Genomic DNA, 16,791 nt, shown 5'->3' on the forward strand with positions numbered 1-16,791 from the left:
TTGGCTCCTCAACCTGGGCTCGAACCAGGGACCTACGGATTAACAGTCCGGCGCTCTACCGACTGAGCTATTGAGGAATCGGTGTTATCACTCGAAATCAAACTTTGCATCAATGCAAAGCATGAAAATTTGGCTCCTCAACCTGGGCTCGAACCAGGGACCTACGGATTAACAGTCCGGCGCTCTACCGACTGAGCTATTGAGGAATCGGTGAAGGCGCTATAATACTTACCGAGCGGCCTTTGGTCAATCGCTACTAGCTAATTTTTAGGTTATTTTCATGAAAAAAAATAAAAAAATATTAATTGGAATTTTTATCTTAATTAGCGTGTTGATTATTCTACCTTTTTTCATTCCTATCAAAACTTACCTAAATGAAGCAGAAAAGCTTGCTAGTGCCGAATTGGGCGTGCCAGTCACGATTTCATCAGGTCGATTGCTCTTGCTACCTAGCCCACGGGTTGTAATCAGCGGGGTTAACGTAGGCGAGGGGGATACGTTAACAATTGAGCAGCTTGCTGTTATCCCATCATTAACTACAATTTTTTCTGCAACCAGAGTAGTTGATATACATATTACTAAGCCCACCGTTAAAAAAGAAGCGATAGATATTATGTTGGCATTGGCTGGTAAGAAGACTGACGCAAATAATGAGCCTAAGATGGTTAATGTCAGGCGCGTTAATGTAAATGCATTGCAGTTGGATTGGCCAAACCTGAAGTTGCCGGCGATGAATGCTGAAATCAGCTTCTTGCAAGATCAACAACTAAGTGCCGCAATGCTTGAGTCTGTGGATGGTGCTTTAAGCGCTAAGGTGACGCCTGAGCAAGGCGAGTATTTGATCTCTATTGATGCTGAAAAGTGGACATTGCCAGTAGGTTTGCCTTTGTTGATCGACAAAGGCAAGTTAGTAGCGCACTTAAAAGCGGATCGGTTAGATGTGTCGCGTATCGAGATGGAGCTATATGGTGGCAAGGTTAATGCTAATCTCAATATGTCGTGGCAAAAAGGTTGGCGTAGTAACGGTAAAGTGAAAGTGGAGGGGCTTGCCGTTAAAGAACCGAGTAGGTTAATCAGTAAGGCTGTTTACTTGAGTGGTCAGTTGTCGGGTAACGGCTTTTTTTCAAGCGCAGCAAAAAATGCCGATAGGTTGATAGATAACATCAATGCAGAGTTTACATTTAAAGTGCATGATGGTGTGGTGCATGGGGTAGACTTAATTAAAGTGGCAAGCTTGCTAACCAAGCAAACTACGGGCGGCGAAACCGCATTTGATGATTTTTCAGGCTTGGCTAACGCAAAAGGCAAGCAGTATCATTTAAAAGATCTTAAGCTCAGCTCAGGCTTGCTCTCAGGTAGCGGGCAGGTTGTGATTGCGGAAAATAAAACGCTGGATGGCACAGCTGAGGTGGAGATTAAGCGCAGCGTGAGCTTGGTTGCGGTGCCGCTGGATATATCCGGCACGGTAGATAATCCCGTGGTTTTGCCTTCTAAGGCAGCGCTTGCTGGCGCTGTTGCCGGCACAGCAATTCTAGGGCCGGGCCTTGGAACCAGCGTAGGCATTAAAGCTGCTGGTGCTATAGATAAACTTAAAGGCTTATTTAAGAACGATTAACCGTTTTAAATAAGCCTTTATTTGTATTGGGCAACATGGTGTAAGCCATGTTGCTAATCAATTGCTACCTTATTGCAGCGCCTTTTCAATGCGATCCAATGCATTGCGCAGGTTGTCCATAGATGTTGCAAATGAGATTCTGAAATAGCCTTCTGCACCAAATGCTGAGCCAGGCACAACGGCAACATCAAACTCTTCAAGCAGATATTCAGCTAACGCCATATCATTTGCGGCTTTAATTTTTCCAGCTTGAAATAAGTTATCAATCGCTCCACGAGCGTCAGGGAATGCATAGAATGCGCCACCAGCCATCAGGCAGCTTAATCCCGGCATGCTATTAAAGCGATTAACTACATAGGTATGGCGCTCTTTAAATGCTGTCACCATAGGCACGATACATTCTTGAGAGCCCTCAAGTGCAGCTTGCGCCGCTACTTGCGAGATTGAGGCAGGGTTGCTGGTGGATTGTGACTGCAAAATTTCCATCGCTTTAATGATGTAAGCAGGGCCTGCTGCATAACCAATACGCCAGCCGGTCATTGAATAAGCTTTTGAAACACCATTAAGCACAATGCAGCGGTCTTTTAACGCTGGTGTAGCGTTTAAAATGTTGTAGAACTTGTTGCCGGTCAGGTTTACGTGCTCATACATATCATCTGTTGCTACTAAAACATGTGGGTGTTTAAGTAAAACTTCACCTAATGCTTGTAGTTCAGCCAATGTATACACTGCGCCCGTAGGATTTGACGGTGAGTTAATCATAAACAGTTTGGTTTTAGGAGTGATGGCAGCTTCTAGTTGTGCTGCTGTCAGTTTGAACCCTTGCTCAATACCGCATTCGATAATCACTGGTGTGGCTTCTGCTACCAATGCGATATCTGCATACGATACCCAGTATGGTGCAGGAACAATCACTTCGTCGCCTTTGTTCAGTACGGCCAAGCACAGATTGAAAATAGTTTGTTTACCACCTACGCCTACAATCACTTCATTCAGTGCGTAGTCAAAACCATTTTCGTTTTTAAATTTTGCAACAATTGCTTTTTTCAATCCAGGAATACCAGCAACTGGGGTGTATTTTGTAAAGCCGGCGTCAATCGCAGCTTTGGCTGCATCTTTAATATGTTGAGGCGTATCAAAGTCTGGCTCGCCAGCCGCTAAGCCGATAATGTCTCGACCCTCAGCTTTGTATTTACCTGCCTTAGCGGTAATGGCTAAAGTTGGCGACTCTTTGATTGATAAAACGCGTTGGGATAATACGGAGTGTGACAAGGTCTGTTCCTTAAGACAAATTTGTATGTAACCGGTTGAATTGCCGCCATTTTACGCACAAATATGTGGATTAGGAATAGCACAGAGTCTAAAAAGTGCAAGAAGACGGCATGCAAATGTATGCCGTCTTGAATTGATTGGCTAGCGTTTGAGTTCTACTAGGTTAGCAGTGGATGTTGCAACCTAGCATTTCACTAAATTCTTTGGCTAGATTTTCATCAATTTTGGCAATCGTGGAGTTGATGGACGCCATGCTACTTTTATCACCTTGAGATTGTGCAATCACCCCCAGCCTGAACAGTGCACTAGTGTTATTGGCATCAATCGCTACAGACTTTAAATATGATTGTTTTGCATCATCCAGTTTATTAAGTTTCTCTTGCGCTACACCCAGTTCAAACCAAGCCTCGGTATCTTTAGGATAAGTTTCCGTCCATTTGCCAGCTATTTGCTCTAACTTAGGCCAGTCTTGGTTGATTTCTGGAATGGCCATTTGCATGAAAAATGGCTTTTTATCGTCATCGTCCTCCCAAAAAGCTTTGCCCGTAATTGGGAATTTAGTTTCCGAAGGCAATTTCTTTAAATCTGCCAGCCACTCAATCGGAAGCGAGTAAAAGTAAGCAGGGCGCCCGGGTGTTTTAAATGTATTGATGCCAAGTAAATTTCCATCCGTATCAAATATGCCACTGCCGCTTGCGCCCATTAAAAACTTTGCGCTACTGCGGATTACTTTACCACCATCAAAGTTGTAGGTTGTTTTAATCACGCCTGAAGATGTGATTGGTACAAGTACGCCGTTGGAGTGTCCGATTGATAATATTTCCTGCTCTCTTTTGATATTGTCACTGCTGCCAATAGGCGCTGGTGTAAAAGGCATTCTTGCTGTGACTAGACATAGATCATGCCAGCGGTCTGCCTGTACCGATTCGATTTCATAAGTGTCTTCGCCACGCGTTACCCATGGTGCGCTGGTGCTGCGAAAAATGTGGCAGTTGGTAATTGCTTTGTTTTCTTCCACAACAACACCGGAACCGTATGCTAAACCTCCGCTGCTGTTATAACCCCGTATCATGACGACTGATTGTAAGGATTTAAGTACTTTCACCTGATCTAAAGCTAAAGACGTTTGTGTAAAACTCATTAATGCGGCAAGCAGGATAAATCCACGCATAAACTACTCCAAAAGTTAATTGCTGCATATTTTTAGATAAACCCAGAGGAGCGGGTAATCAATAGCAGCTTGATGATTGATGGTTGTTGTGAATTTTTACACTTATTATTTTGTTAAGTGACCGCCTATTTTTGGCAAAGTTCGCATTAATCCCGCCTGAGGATGTTGGTGGATGAGATTGTTGAGGGGTGTTGTTTAAATTTCTGTTAAAATTTAAGTGTTTATATCCATATAAAGCATAACGTGTTCGTTACATTTCCTAATAGTAAATATCAACTGCATCAGCCTTTTCCTCCTGCTGGTGATCAGCCTCAGGCTATCGATAAGCTAACGCAAGGTGTGAATGATGGACTGAAATTCCAAACCTTGCTTGGGGTGACTGGTTCAGGCAAAACTTACACCATGGCGAACGTTATTGCTCGTACTGGCAGGCCTGCCATTGTGATGGCACCTAATAAAACACTAGCCGCGCAGTTATATAGTGAGTTTCGAGAGTTTTTCCCGAATAATTCCGTTGAGTACTTCGTAAGCTATTACGATTACTACCAGCCAGAAGCGTATGTGCCATCGCGTGATTTGTTTATTGAAAAAGACTCCAGCATTAATGAGCATATTGAGCAGATGCGACTTTCTGCAACCAAAGCCTTACTGGAGCGTGAAGACAGTATTATCGTGGCAACTGTGTCTGCCATTTACGGTATTGGCGACCCAACTGATTATCACGGTATGGTGCTGCATGTGCAAGTGGGCGAAAAAATAGCGCAGCGCGATATGATTCAGCGCTTGGTAGGCATGCAGTATGACCGTAATGAGTTTGATTTTGCACGTGGTACTTTTCGTGTACGCGGTGATGTGATTGATGTTTTTCCGGCCGAAAATAATGAAACCGCGGTACGCATTTCAATGTTTGATGATGAAATTGAATCAATCACTTTGTTTGACCCGTTGACTGGACAAGTCTTTAATAAGATTCCGCGCTATACGGTTTATCCGTCTAGCCACTACGTAACGCCGCGCGAGACGACCATTCGTGCGATGGAAAAGATTAAGCATGAACTTAAAGATCGCGTAAGTGTTTATCTTAAAGATAATAAACTGGTGGAGGCAGCCAGAATTGAGCAGCGCACTCGCTTTGACCTTGAAATGCTTAATGAAATCGGTTTTTGTAAAGGCATTGAAAACTACTCACGCCATTTGTCCGGGCGCAATCCGGGCGACCCACCACCAACTTTGATTGATTACTTGCCCGATAACGCTTTGATGATTATCGATGAGAGTCACGTGACAGTGCCACAAATCGGCGCCATGTATAAAGGCGACCGTTCGCGTAAAGAAAACTTGGTGGATTACGGCTGGCGCTTGCCATCTGCCTTGGATAATCGGCCGTTAAAGTTTGAAGAGTTTGAGCGCATCATGCGCCAGAGTGTGTTCGTTTCTGCAACCCCAGCAGAGTATGAAAAGACACATCAGCAGCAAGTGGTAGAGATGATTGCGCGCCCAACCGGTTTGATTGACCCTGAAATTATCGTGAAGCCAGCAGATACGCAAGTGGATGACCTGCTCGGTGAAATTAAAAAACGTGTGGATGTAGGTGAGCGCGTGTTGGCGACCACGTTAACCAAGCGCATGTCTGAAGACTTAACAGACTATTTAAGCGAGCATGGCGTTAAAACACGTTATTTACACAGTGATATTGATACCGTAGAGCGTGTGGAAATTATCAGAGACTTGCGCCTAGGTGAGTTTGATGTGTTGGTTGGCATTAATCTGCTACGTGAAGGTTTAGATATTCCTGAGGTGTCTTTAGTCGCAGTGTTAGACGCTGATAAAGAAGGTTTCTTACGCTCCGAGCGCAGCTTGATACAAACGGCGGGGCGTGCTGCGCGTAATTTAAATGGCCAAGTTATTTTTTATGCTAATAAAATCACCCGTAGCATGAAGTTGGCTATGGATGAAACCGAGCGCAGGCGTGGCGTGCAAATGGCGTTCAATGCAGCACATGGCATTACACCTAAGGGCGTAAGTAAGCGCATCAAAGATATTATTGATGGTGTTTATGATAAAGACGAAGCCTTGCGTGAGCGTAAGGCGCTGCAAGATCAGGCGAATTACGAATCGTTAAGTGAAAAACAAATCACTAAGGAAATGAAGCGCCTGGAAAAAGCCATGCACGATGCTGCTAAAAATCTGGAGTTTGAAAAGGCCGCGGACTTTAGGGATCAGCTTAAAAAGCTAAGAATTAAATTTTATGGTGCAGAGATGCCGGACCTTGTTTAGTGCGCTTGTAAGCGCCATGTGCTTCAAAATTACATCATATTTAAGTTTTGGCGTGCAAAACGATTGATTTTATTAAATATAATTTGATTAGTCCTGTGCTTTTGTCTATAATCCTGCGCTTGCTCGGTAGTGATATCGAGTAGTTTTTTGTTTTTTTACCTTGTCACACTGCATAAAGTAGGTGGCTTTTATCCAAAAGGAGTGTCTATGAGACATTATGAAGTAGTATTTATCGTCCATCCGGACCAAAGCGAGCAAGTGCCAGCGATGATTGAGCGTTACCGCGCACTTATCACTACTAACGGTGGTGCAATTCACCGTTTAGAAGACTGGGGCCGTCGTCAATTGGCTTATCCAATCCAAAAAATTCACAAAGCACACTACGTGTTAATGAACATTGAATGTAACCAAACAGTGTTAGAAGAATTAGAGCATGGCTTTAAATTCAACGATGCAGTATTGCGTCACCTAACAATGGCTACAAAAACTGCTGTTACTGCACCATCACCAATGATGAAAGAAGAAAAATCTAAATCAGTGTTGAGTAAAGATGCAGCACCGGCTGCGCCAACTGAGGCAGCTGCTGCTTAATTGAATAAATTGGTGATACAAGCTGAAGTGGTGCAAATTGAACCGCTTCGCTACACACCAGCAGGCATACCGTTGTTAAGTGTTGTATTGCGACATGTTTCAGAACAAATCGAAGCTGGCATGAAGCGTAAAGTAGAGTGTGAAATTAATGCAGTAGTCTTAGGTGACTTAGCATTAAAAGGCTTAAAGCAAGGCGTTCAAATAATAGCGCAAGGTTTTCTAGCTAAACGCAGTCTTAAAAGCACACAATTGGTGATGCATATTAATGACATGAAGACTATGTAAGCAGTGCTTACATAAATTAAAGAATTTAGGAGTTTAAGATGGCAAGAGATATGTACAAACGCCGCCGTTACTGCCGTTTTTCAGCAGAAGGCATCAAAGAAGTAGATTACAAAGATGTTGATCTTTTAAAAGACTTCATCTCTGAAAATGCAAAAATCATCCCAGCACGTATGACGGGTACTAAAGCTCGTTATCAACGTCAATTAACATCAGCGGTTAAACGCGCTCGTTTCTTGGCATTGTTACCATACACTGACAAACACCCAGGCTAAGGAGAGATAAGCATGCAAGTAATTTTATTAGAAAAAGTAGCTAACCTTGGTGTGTTAGGTGATGTTGTTAAAGTTAAAGACGGTTTCGGTCGTAACTTTTTGATCCCACAAGGTAAAGCAAAACGTGCAACTGAAGCTAACAAAGCTGAATTTGCGGCACGCCGTGCTGAATTAGAAAAACAACAAGCTGCAATCTTAGCTGGTGCACAAGCGCGTGGCGAAAAATTAGCTGGTTTTGTTGTATCAGTGACTCAAAAAGCTGGTGTTGATGGTCGTTTGTTTGGTTCTGTCACTAACGGTGACATCGCTGAAGCTTTAGTTGCTCAAGGTCACGACGTTGTTAAATCATTGGTTCGTTTACCAAACGGCCCATTGAAAACAATCGGTGATCACGCAGTTTCTGTAGCATTGCATCATGATGTTGTTGTTGACATCACTGTAACAGTGGTTGCTGAAGCGTAAGTTTTTACAGCTTTAAAAGAAAGCCGACCAGATGGTCGGCTTTTTTGTTTTCTAGGTATCGAATCATGCCTACCTCACTCTCGCTTTATATCTTTCTATGTCGCCGCACTACTACATATAGTGTCTAGCGCTACAGTGCTGAATAATTAATTTAGATGGCATAAATTCTTAGCGAGTTAATCGTGCACTGATATAATCACGGCTATGGCTGACGAACAATTAGATACATTTAAAGTACCCCCACATTCTGTAGAAGCAGAGCAATCCGTTATTGGCGGGCTGCTGCTTGAAAATGAAGCGCTAGATAAGGTTGCGGATATTCTCCGCGCTAAAGACTTTTACCGCTATGACCACAAGCTTATTTTTGAGCATATTTCCAGACTGATTGAACACAACAAACCGGCTGATATCGTGACGGTGGCTGAGTCGCTGGAAAATGCGGCTGAGCTTTCTGGCGTAGGCGGTATTGCCTACCTGGGTTTATTGGCGCAAAACACGCCGACTGCGGCTAATATCCGCCGCTATGCAGAAATCGTGCATGAGCGTGCCGTAATGCGTCAGTTGGTTGTGGTAGGTTCTGGTATTGCAGAAAGCGCTTATTTACCAAACGGTCGAGATGCGCAGCAATTATTAGATGAAGCTGAAGCCAAAATCTTTCAAATTGCTGAGGGCGGCAAGCGCAGCAGCGAAGGTTTTATTGATATTAAAGTGTTATTGCCACAGGTGGCTGATCGTATTGATCAACTCTTTTCACGTGATAATCAATCCGATGTTACCGGTATCCCAACTGGTTTTGCTGACTTGGACTCGATGACTTCTGGTCTGCAGGGGGGTGACTTGATTATTGTGGCTGGGCGTCCTTCAATGGGTAAAACCGCTTTCTCACTGAATATTGCGGAGAATGTAGCATTGGATACTGGGTTGCCAGTCGCTGTATTCTCAATGGAGATGGGCGGCGCACAGCTAGCAATGCGTATGATCGGCTCAGTAGGGCGTTTGGATCAACACCGCATGCGTACCGGTAAATTAGAAGATGAAGACTGGGAAAAGCTCACTACGGCACTGGGCAAACTAAACGAAGCGCCTATCTTTATTGATGAGGGTGCAGGTTTAAGCAGCTTTGACGTGCGTGCAAGGGCGCGTAGATTACACCGTCAAACCGGTAAGCTGGGCTTAATTGTCATCGACTACTTGCAGTTGATGGCGGCACCCGCTGGCAAGCAAGGTGAGAACCGTGCTACCGAGATTTCTGAAATTTCACGGTCTTTAAAGGCCTTGGCTAAAGAGCTTGATGTACCTGTCATTGCATTGTCTCAGCTTAATCGTGGTTTGGAGCAGCGCCCAGACAAGCGTCCAGTGATGAGCGATTTGCGTGAGTCTGGCGCGATTGAGCAGGATGCGGACGTAATCTTGTTTATTTACCGTGATGAGGTTTACAACCCAGACTCGGCAGATAAAGGCACGGCTGAGATTATTATCGGTAAACAACGGAACGGCCCAATTGGCCGAGTTCGCCTGACATTCCTTGGCCAGCACACGCGCTTTGAAAACTTTGCAGGCAGTGCACATATGTCAGACGAGTACTAGAGCTGAAACATGCGGCCTATTCTTGCTACGGTTTCTCTTAATGCGTTACGGCACAACTTAGCTGCTGTACGCAAATTCGCACCACATTCAAAAACCATGGCAGTGGTGAAAGCTAATGGATATGGCCATGGTTTAATCAATGTCGCGCATGGACTGAGTGCTGCAGATGGTTTTGCAGTGCTTGGTATCAATGAAGCCATCGATTTGCGCGATGCGGGCTTCCAGCAAACTATTTTGTTGTTAGAAGGGGTATTTTGCGCCCAGGAGCTTAATCTCGCCTCTAATCTCGGCCTGAATGTTGTGATTCACTCACAGCAGCAATTAGAAATGCTGGAGTCAGCGATTCTCGTTAAACCTATGCATGTGCATCTTAAAATGAACAGCGGCATGAATCGTTTAGGTTTTCAGCCTGAGGCGTTTATTCATGCGCAGGAACGCCTGAGAGCTTGCAAAAATGTTGCAGACATTACGCTGATGACACATTTTGCAACCGCAGATGATGAAGCCGGTATTGATAAGCCATTAAAGCTATTTAGAACTATCACCCAAGGGCTAAACTTGCCCGTGTCTTTAGCCAACTCTGCTACGATTTTGCGCCACCCAGATGCACATGCCGATTGGGTGCGCCCTGGCATTATGCTATATGGTGCCAGTCCAGTGGGTGATGCGGCTGCTACCGCCTATGGACTAATGCCGGTGATGCAGTTCACCTCTGAAATTATTGGGGTACAGGAAGTTAATGTTGGTGAAACTGTAGGTTATGGTAATCGCTTCACAGCAACGCAGCCCACTCGTGTAGGCATTGTGGCTTGCGGTTATGCGGATGGTTACCCAAGACACGCCGGCTTAGTGAGTAGTTATCAGGGCGGTGCGCCAATTGCAGTGGCTGGTAAGTTAACCACCACATTAGGGCGTGTTTCTATGGATATGTTGTTTTGTGATTTAACCAATATCCCAGAGGCTGAGATAGGTTCTTCCGTTGAGCTTTGGGGTAATCAAGTACCTGTAGATGCCGTAGCTGCAGCTTCTGACACTGTAGGCTATGAATTGCTTTGTGCCGTTGCGCCACGTGTGCCGATGAAAGTGATTGACTGATGGCTAAAGCCAAAACCATTTACACCTGCACTGAATGCGGCGCAAGCGAGCCTAAGTGGCAAGGACAATGTCCGAGCTGCCATGCATGGAATACACTGGTTGAAACCATCGCAGAAACCACTAGTGCCAGCCGTTTTGCACCGTTAGCCGAAACCGCAGGTTTACAAAAGCTCGCAGAGGTAGAGGCAGCAGAAGTGCCGCGTCAACCTACAGGCGTGAGTGAGTTTGACCGTGTGCTTGGTGGTGGATTGGTACCTGGTGGCGTAGTGTTAATCGGTGGTGACCCAGGTATCGGAAAATCTACACTATTGTTACAAACCCTGTGTCATATCGGCAGCGCACGTAAAGCAATTTATGTCAGCGGTGAAGAATCTCCACAGCAAATAGCCATGCGAGCTAAGCGACTAGGTTTGGATGCTAGCCCGATATCATTACTTGCAGAAATTAATCTGGAAAAAATCATTGGCATGCTGCAAAAGCATAAGCCTGATATTGCGGTGATTGACTCCATTCAAACCGTTTATTCCGAGGCTTTGCAATCAGCACCAGGTTCTGTAGCGCAAGTGCGGGAATGCTCTGCACAATTAACACGGTTAGCAAAGCAGGCTGGCATTACTGTCATACTGGTCGGTCACGTAACTAAAGAGGGCGCTTTAGCTGGTCCGCGCGTGCTAGAGCATATTGTAGATACCGTACTGTATTTCGAAGGCGATCAGAGCTCTAGTTTCCGCTTGATTCGCGCATTTAAAAATCGGTTTGGCGCAGTGAATGAGCTTGGTGTTTTTGCGATGACTGAAAAAGGATTGCGCGAAGTTACCAATCCCTCTGCATTATTTTTATCGCATCACAGTGAACAGGTGGCAGGTTCCTGCATTACCGTGACAATGGAAGGCACGCGTCCACTGTTAATTGAAATACAAGCGCTGGTGGATGAAGCTCATGCACCTAATCCCAAACGCCTGTGCGTGGGTTTAGAGCAGAATCGCCTGGCAATGTTATTAGCGGTATTGCACCGTCATGCAGGCGTGGCTTGTTTTGATCAAGACGTGTTTATCAATGCAGTGGGTGGTGTTAAGATTTCAGAGCCAGCGGTGGATTTGGCTGTGCTACTATCAATCACTTCTTCATTAAAAAACAAACCATTAGACAATAAACTTATCGTGTTTGGTGAAGTTGGTTTGGCGGGGGAGGTGAGGCCTGTACAGCGTGGACAAGAGCGCTTGAAAGAGGCAGCCAAACTTGGCTTTACAAAAGCAATCGTACCTAAAGCCAATGCGCCTAAGCAACGTATAGACGGTATCGAGGTGGTAGCAGTGGAGCGTTTGGAGCAAGCACTTAACTACGTGAAGAACTATTAAGCTAACTAAGCATGCTTAGCTTTACGATGCATTCGCAATCAGGTTTGCACAATAAACACCACTTCTGACTGCACCTTCAATCGTGGCTGGGTAACTAGCATAGGTGTAATCACCAGCCAGATAAAGATTGTTCTGTGCCGTTCTATTGGTGGGGCGCGTTAAGTACGGTACGCATGAAAATGTAGCGCGTTTCTCTGCAATCACTTTATGCCATAACGGTTTAGGTAGATGCGGGAACGCCTGTTGTAACTCTTTTGCAACTTGTAACGCCAGCGCATCTTGTGTCATTTTTTGGTGAGGGCCCTCAGCGCTCACAATAACCGCCAGCAATCCTTTTTCTCCGCATAATTCACCTCTATCAAACACCCATTGACTGATGGCGTTAGCCAACCCGGTCATTACTTGTGGCAGCTTAATCTCAGTTGGGTATTGTAAGTAGATAGTGTAAATGGGCTGGTATTGATAATGCTGTGTTTTATCTTGGCTAGCTTTAAGTCTGGGGAGCTCTGCTAACAGCTTATCTGTTCTTGCTGGTGAGGTAGCAACAATCACATGACTAAAGTGGAGCATGCCTTGTTTTGTTTCCAAATGAAAGCCGTCATCCGCCTCTACCAGTGAGCGTATCCGATGGTTTAATTTGATAGCGCCACCTTTGGCTTGTATGTAGTGTGCTACAGGCTGGGAGATGATTTTTGATAACTCCAGTTTAGGGATTAAAAAATCGCTATTCTTTTTATCTCCACTAAATGTATCTCGCAATACGTTTAAAAATATGCGGCTGCTTGCTTTTTTAAGTGGTGTATTTAATGCAGCCAGGCACAAAGGCTCCCATATCATTTGGATTAACGTTTTGGTCTGCTTGTGCTGCTTTAACCATTTAGCTAAAGGCAGGTCCATACTCAGTTCATAGTTAGACGCTTGCAGATGCCGCATGAACTTGAGCGCTGCGACCCGTTCACTTAAGGTAAGGCCTTTGCAAAACAAGAAACCAACCAACATGTTGAGCGGGGCGGGCAAGTAATGTGCTGACTTTAGTGAAAATGCCGATTTAGCCGCACCAGACTGCATATTCAGTTGTAACGGTAGTCGCAAAAAGGCTTCATCTTCTTTTACGCCGGCTTTTTCCAGCAGAGATAGTGTGGCACTGTAAGCACCTAATAGAATATGCTGGCCGTTATCAAGCAATTGCAATAAATCTTTGTTCTCTACCACCACACTGCGTGCGCGCCCGCCAAGTTGCGAGCTAGCTTCAAATAGGGTGACCCTATAGCCACGCTCAGTTAAGCTTGCGGCCGCACTTAATCCAGCACAGCCTCCGCCTATGATTGCAATATGCTGATTTGTGTTCACACGTAGTCTCTGTAATTATTATTAAGTGTTTAAACCAAATGCTTAGCCCAAGTACTGAAAGCAATCCATAACTTGCGTAATGTGCCCAGTGATATACGCGCATTCAGTACTTTCTCAGCGCCATCTACTTTTATTTCGCGGAGCAATGTGCGGTAAATCGCAGTCATGATTAAGCCTACGCGCTGATTCTTTTTATCTTCTCCAGGTAGTTCGTTAAGTGCTTTGTCATAATAAGTTTCAGCACGCTCAATTTGGCTCTCTAGCAGTTTTTTTACAGCATCAGATTCACGGCTTTTTAAAATATCTTCTTCTGTGACATTGAACTTTGCCAGCTCGTCTAACGGCAGGTAAATGCGGTTGCGACGTGCATCTTCACCTACATCTCTGATGATGTTAGTGAGCTGGAATGCCATGCCGAGATCATGGGCAAATTTAAGCGTTTTTCTATTTTTAAAGCCAAAAATTTGGGCTGAGAGTATGCCAACAACGCTGGCAACCCGATAACAATAGAGCTGCAGCTGCTTGAAATCCTCATAGCGATTGAAATTTAAATCCATCTCCATGCCATCAATAATTTCATGAAAGTGCTCTTCATCTAATTGAAACTGTTTGATGACGGGCTCAAGTGCTTTAGTTACTGGATGTATGGGTTTATTTAGATATAAATTGCGAACTTCATCTTTCCACCAGGCAAGCTTTACTTGAGCCACTTTTAACTCAGTGCACTCATCGACAATATCATCCACTTCACGACAAAAGGCATATAGCGCGGTAATTGCTTCACGCTTCTGCTTTGGTAAAAACATAAAGCTATAGTAAAAACTGGAGCCGCTCTTTGCTGCTTTTTCTTGGCAATATTGCTTTGGGGTCATATTAGGATTGTTGAAACTAAGTGATTAATGTTTATAGCTTAAATAGGGCTTTAGAAAAAATGATAGCCCAGTCCCAGAAGTTGAGTTTGGGTCTGTGGTTAAATACATCGCCATTGACTGCGCTGATTTTATAGATAATACGCTCACCACCGGCAATGATCATGCGCATTTCAAAACCAATGCGCCCCTTTAATATGCTGCCTAAAGGCTTACCTGCGTTGAGCAGGGCTTGGGTGCGACGCAAATTAAAATGCATAAACTGCTGCCAATAATCATCAATCGGCTGCGTGGCATTTACATACGCTCTAATGGTTTGCTCGCTGATGCCAAAAGCCACTAGCTCATCCTGGCATAGGTAAATACGTTGTTTACCTTCATTTTTTTTAAAATCAATGGCAATGTCTTGTAAAAAATTGATCAGTTGTAATGCAGAGCAAATGTGATTGGAGTATGTAATATTTTGAGGGGTTGCTTGCTGATATAAATGCAGTAAAAGGCTACCGATAGGGTTTGCAGAGCGTGCGCAGTAATCGAGCACGTCTTCGTAATCTGCGTAGCGAGTTTTAGTCACATCTTGGCTAAAGGCATCTAACAAGTCGTAAAATGGGGCAAAGGGTAACTTTCTCTCGCGAATCATTTGACCTAATGTCATAAAAAAAGCAGACTTTGGCTTGATATAGGCTTGTAGCAAGTCAAGCTCATCACGAAAGCCATTAAGCAAGTTCAGTCGCTGCTCAATAGTCATGTCACCTTCATCAGCAAAATCATCCGCCTGCCGTGCAAAGCTATAAATTAAAGCAATAGGCTCCCTTAAGTACTCCGGCAAAAAGTATGAAGCAACAGGGAAGTTTTCATAATGGCGGCTGGCTAAGTCGAGGCTTTGTTGAGCCACTGTTGCTGACGAATCGCTAGACGTTGAGCAAATATTTACCATGGCGTGAGTATGCCACAAAATTAAATCATTTTTGGTTACAAAGCCTGCTATTTATGATGAACATTTGTTTTTCTAAGGTGGTAAATATTTTAAGAAAACAATTAAAGCTTTGTTAAAATAAAAACGTACTCATATAGAAAGCGATTATGTTAGCAATTATTGGTGGCACAGGTCTGACGCAACTAGACAACTTAAATATTACTAGACGTTTAATTGTACGAACGCCTTACGGTGAGCCATCGCAACCACTTATTTTTGGCGAGATTTCTGGGCGAGAAGTCATTTTTTTGGCACGTCATGGCAACGGACACACGATTCCGCCACATGAGGTGAATTATCGTGCCAATATTGCCGCCCTGCATTTACAAGGCGTGACGGAAATAGCTGCGATTGCAACGGTAGGTGGCATTCACCCAGATTTGTCAGCCGGCAAAATAGTAATCCCGCATCAAATCATTGATTACACCTACGGTAGAAAAACAACCTTTCATGATGGAATTAGCAATCCAGTAAAACATATCGACTTTACTGAACCATACTGCCAAACCTTACGTGAAAAGTGGAAAAGAGCTGCTATTGCCGTTGGTGAAGAAGTGGTTGATCATGGGGTGTATGCTGCTACGCAAGGCCCTAGATTAGAGACTGCTGCTGAAATTAACCGTTTAGAGCGAGATGGAGCAACCGTGGTAGGAATGACCGGTATGCCAGAAGCGGCACTTGCGCGTGAACTTGGCATTAGCTATGCGACAATTTGTCCAGTAGCGAATTATGCGGCTGGTCGAGGTGACAATTTGCATGAAATTAAATATGAGGAAGTCATCTCTAATTTAAACCTCACCATGGTACGCGTGCGCAATATTATCGCTCAACTGGTCAAGCAAAACGGACATCACTAGAAATGTCAGCCACTTTGATTTGGGTGATGCTGAGACTGACGAATGCTTAAGGTAAAAAATGGCAATTAAAACTGTATTAAGAATGGGCGAGCCATGCTTGCTGGCAAAAGCTGAACCTGTAACGCATTTTGATACAGCAGAATTGCATGAATTAATCCAAGATTTAGAAGATACCATGAAGCATATGAATGGTGCCGGCATCGCTGCTCCGCAAATTGGCGTTAGCTTGAGAGTTGTTATTTTTGGTCAAAAGGAATCTACTGCTACCAATCCTCGGTATCCAGATGCAGATGCGGTACCTTACACTGTACTTATTAACCCTGAATTAACATTAATTGGCGATAAAATTGAAAATGATTGGGAAGGGTGCTTGTCAGTTCCTGGAATGCGAGGTATAGTGCCGCGTCATCTGAAATTGCATTACACGGGGTTTGATCAGTACGGCAATAAAGTTGATAGATTGGTCAGCGGCTTTCATGCGCGAGTAGTTCAGCATGAATGTGATCACTTGGATGGTGTTTTATATCCAATGCGGATAATAAATTTAAAAGATTTTGGATATTCTGATGTTTTTTTTCCAAATCAGGATTTTCAAGATGATTAATTTGTTGTTATAATGCTGACCTCGTAACGCAAGTAACGATTTAGATGGAAGAGTGGCAGAGCGGTTTAATGCTACAGTCTTGAAAACTGTCGTGGGTTCACGCCCACCGTGAGTTCGAATCTCACCTCTTCCGCCAGAATACATAAGCCA

General features: G+C 44.2%; 16 protein-coding genes and 3 tRNA genes. 12 read left to right on the plus strand and 7 right to left on the minus strand.

Going from position 1 to position 16,791, the window contains the following annotated elements; translation table 11 throughout:
- Nucleotide 1: 1 nt before the first annotated feature.
- A tRNA-Asn gene (locus C3Y98_RS05005) sits at nucleotides 2–77 on the minus strand.
- A gap of 53 nt (nucleotides 78–130) precedes the next feature.
- Nucleotides 131–206, minus strand: a tRNA-Asn gene (locus C3Y98_RS05010).
- A 74-nt stretch (nucleotides 207–280) separates the two neighbouring features.
- On the opposite strand from C3Y98_RS05010, the gene C3Y98_RS05015 reads away from it, so the two are divergent.
- Nucleotides 281–1,615, plus strand: coding sequence for an AsmA family protein (locus tag C3Y98_RS05015; protein WP_135277013.1), 1,335 nt, complete (start codon nucleotides 281–283; stop codon nucleotides 1,613–1,615).
- Between the two features lie 69 nt (nucleotides 1,616–1,684).
- On the opposite strand, the gene C3Y98_RS05020 is transcribed toward C3Y98_RS05015, so the two are convergent.
- Nucleotides 1,685–2,887: a pyridoxal phosphate-dependent aminotransferase gene (locus C3Y98_RS05020; RefSeq protein WP_135277014.1), complete on the minus strand. Its 1,203-nt coding sequence runs from the start codon at nucleotides 2,885–2,887 to the stop codon at nucleotides 1,685–1,687.
- 163 nt (nucleotides 2,888–3,050) lie between these two features.
- On the minus strand, nucleotides 3,051–4,058 hold the full coding sequence (locus tag C3Y98_RS05025) for a trypsin-like peptidase domain-containing protein (protein WP_135277015.1): 1,008 nt from the start codon (nucleotides 4,056–4,058) through the stop codon (nucleotides 3,051–3,053).
- Between the two features lie 243 nt (nucleotides 4,059–4,301).
- Here C3Y98_RS05025 and uvrB point away from each other — a divergent pair, with 243 nt between their 5' ends.
- From uvrB to radA, 8 genes are all read left to right on the plus strand, one after another.
- Nucleotides 4,302–6,335: an excinuclease ABC subunit UvrB gene (gene uvrB, locus C3Y98_RS05030; RefSeq protein WP_135277016.1), complete on the plus strand. Its 2,034-nt coding sequence runs from the start codon at nucleotides 4,302–4,304 to the stop codon at nucleotides 6,333–6,335.
- Between the two features lie 207 nt (nucleotides 6,336–6,542).
- Nucleotides 6,543–6,926: a 30S ribosomal protein S6 gene (gene rpsF, locus C3Y98_RS05035; protein ID WP_019898377.1), complete on the plus strand. Its 384-nt coding sequence runs from the start codon at nucleotides 6,543–6,545 to the stop codon at nucleotides 6,924–6,926.
- The gene (priB, locus tag C3Y98_RS05040; RefSeq protein ID WP_135277017.1) at nucleotides 6,927–7,211 is read left to right on the plus strand and encodes a primosomal replication protein N; all 285 of its coding nucleotides are present in this window, start codon (nucleotides 6,927–6,929) and stop codon (nucleotides 7,209–7,211) included. It abuts the gene before it with no gap.
- 38 nt (nucleotides 7,212–7,249) lie between these two features.
- Nucleotides 7,250–7,483 (plus strand): 30S ribosomal protein S18, encoded by a 234-nt coding sequence (gene rpsR, locus C3Y98_RS05045; RefSeq protein WP_015832124.1) that lies wholly within the window; start codon nucleotides 7,250–7,252, stop codon nucleotides 7,481–7,483.
- A 12-nt stretch (nucleotides 7,484–7,495) separates the two neighbouring features.
- Nucleotides 7,496–7,945, plus strand: a complete 450-nt coding sequence (rplI, locus tag C3Y98_RS05050; protein WP_135277018.1) for a 50S ribosomal protein L9 — start codon at nucleotides 7,496–7,498, stop codon at nucleotides 7,943–7,945.
- Nucleotides 7,946–8,149: 204 nt separating this feature from the next.
- Nucleotides 8,150–9,532, plus strand: coding sequence for a replicative DNA helicase (dnaB, locus tag C3Y98_RS05055; protein ID WP_135277019.1), 1,383 nt, complete (start codon nucleotides 8,150–8,152; stop codon nucleotides 9,530–9,532).
- A 9-nt stretch (nucleotides 9,533–9,541) separates the two neighbouring features.
- The gene (gene alr, locus C3Y98_RS05060) at nucleotides 9,542–10,627 is read left to right on the plus strand and encodes an alanine racemase (protein ID WP_135277020.1); all 1,086 of its coding nucleotides are present in this window, start codon (nucleotides 9,542–9,544) and stop codon (nucleotides 10,625–10,627) included.
- Complete coding sequence (gene radA, locus C3Y98_RS05065; protein ID WP_135277021.1) at nucleotides 10,627–11,985, plus strand: DNA repair protein RadA; 1,359 nt, start codon at nucleotides 10,627–10,629, stop codon at nucleotides 11,983–11,985. Before alr ends, radA begins: the two co-directional genes overlap by 1 nt.
- 21 nt (nucleotides 11,986–12,006) lie before the next feature.
- Here the strand turns inward: radA and hpnE are convergent, their stop codons facing one another.
- The 3 genes from hpnE to hpnC are packed head-to-tail and all read right to left on the minus strand — an operon-like array spanning nucleotide 12,007 to nucleotide 15,141.
- On the minus strand, nucleotides 12,007–13,335 hold the full coding sequence (hpnE, locus tag C3Y98_RS05070; protein WP_135277022.1) for a hydroxysqualene dehydroxylase HpnE: 1,329 nt from the start codon (nucleotides 13,333–13,335) through the stop codon (nucleotides 12,007–12,009).
- A 29-nt stretch (nucleotides 13,336–13,364) separates the two neighbouring features.
- Nucleotides 13,365–14,207, minus strand: coding sequence for a presqualene diphosphate synthase HpnD (gene hpnD, locus C3Y98_RS05075; RefSeq protein ID WP_135277023.1), 843 nt, complete (start codon nucleotides 14,205–14,207; stop codon nucleotides 13,365–13,367).
- 31 nt (nucleotides 14,208–14,238) lie between these two features.
- Nucleotides 14,239–15,141: a squalene synthase HpnC gene (gene hpnC, locus C3Y98_RS05080; protein ID WP_135277024.1), complete on the minus strand. Its 903-nt coding sequence runs from the start codon at nucleotides 15,139–15,141 to the stop codon at nucleotides 14,239–14,241.
- A gap of 146 nt (nucleotides 15,142–15,287) precedes the next feature.
- Between hpnC and C3Y98_RS05085 the strand changes: the two genes are divergently transcribed.
- From C3Y98_RS05085 to C3Y98_RS05095, 3 genes are all read left to right on the plus strand, one after another.
- A complete protein-coding gene (locus C3Y98_RS05085; RefSeq protein WP_135277025.1) occupies nucleotides 15,288–16,037 on the plus strand; it encodes an S-methyl-5'-thioinosine phosphorylase in 750 nt (249 codons plus the stop codon).
- A gap of 58 nt (nucleotides 16,038–16,095) precedes the next feature.
- The gene (gene def / locus C3Y98_RS05090; RefSeq protein WP_135277026.1) at nucleotides 16,096–16,641 is read left to right on the plus strand and encodes a peptide deformylase; all 546 of its coding nucleotides are present in this window, start codon (nucleotides 16,096–16,098) and stop codon (nucleotides 16,639–16,641) included.
- A gap of 46 nt (nucleotides 16,642–16,687) precedes the next feature.
- Nucleotides 16,688–16,777, plus strand: a tRNA-Ser gene (locus tag C3Y98_RS05095).
- The last annotated feature ends 14 nt before the right edge of the window (nucleotides 16,778–16,791 follow it).

Origin of the sequence: Methylotenera oryzisoli (assembly GCF_004661485.1) — a bacterium.
Taxonomy (GTDB): domain Bacteria; phylum Pseudomonadota; class Gammaproteobacteria; order Burkholderiales; family Methylophilaceae; genus Methylotenera; species Methylotenera oryzisoli.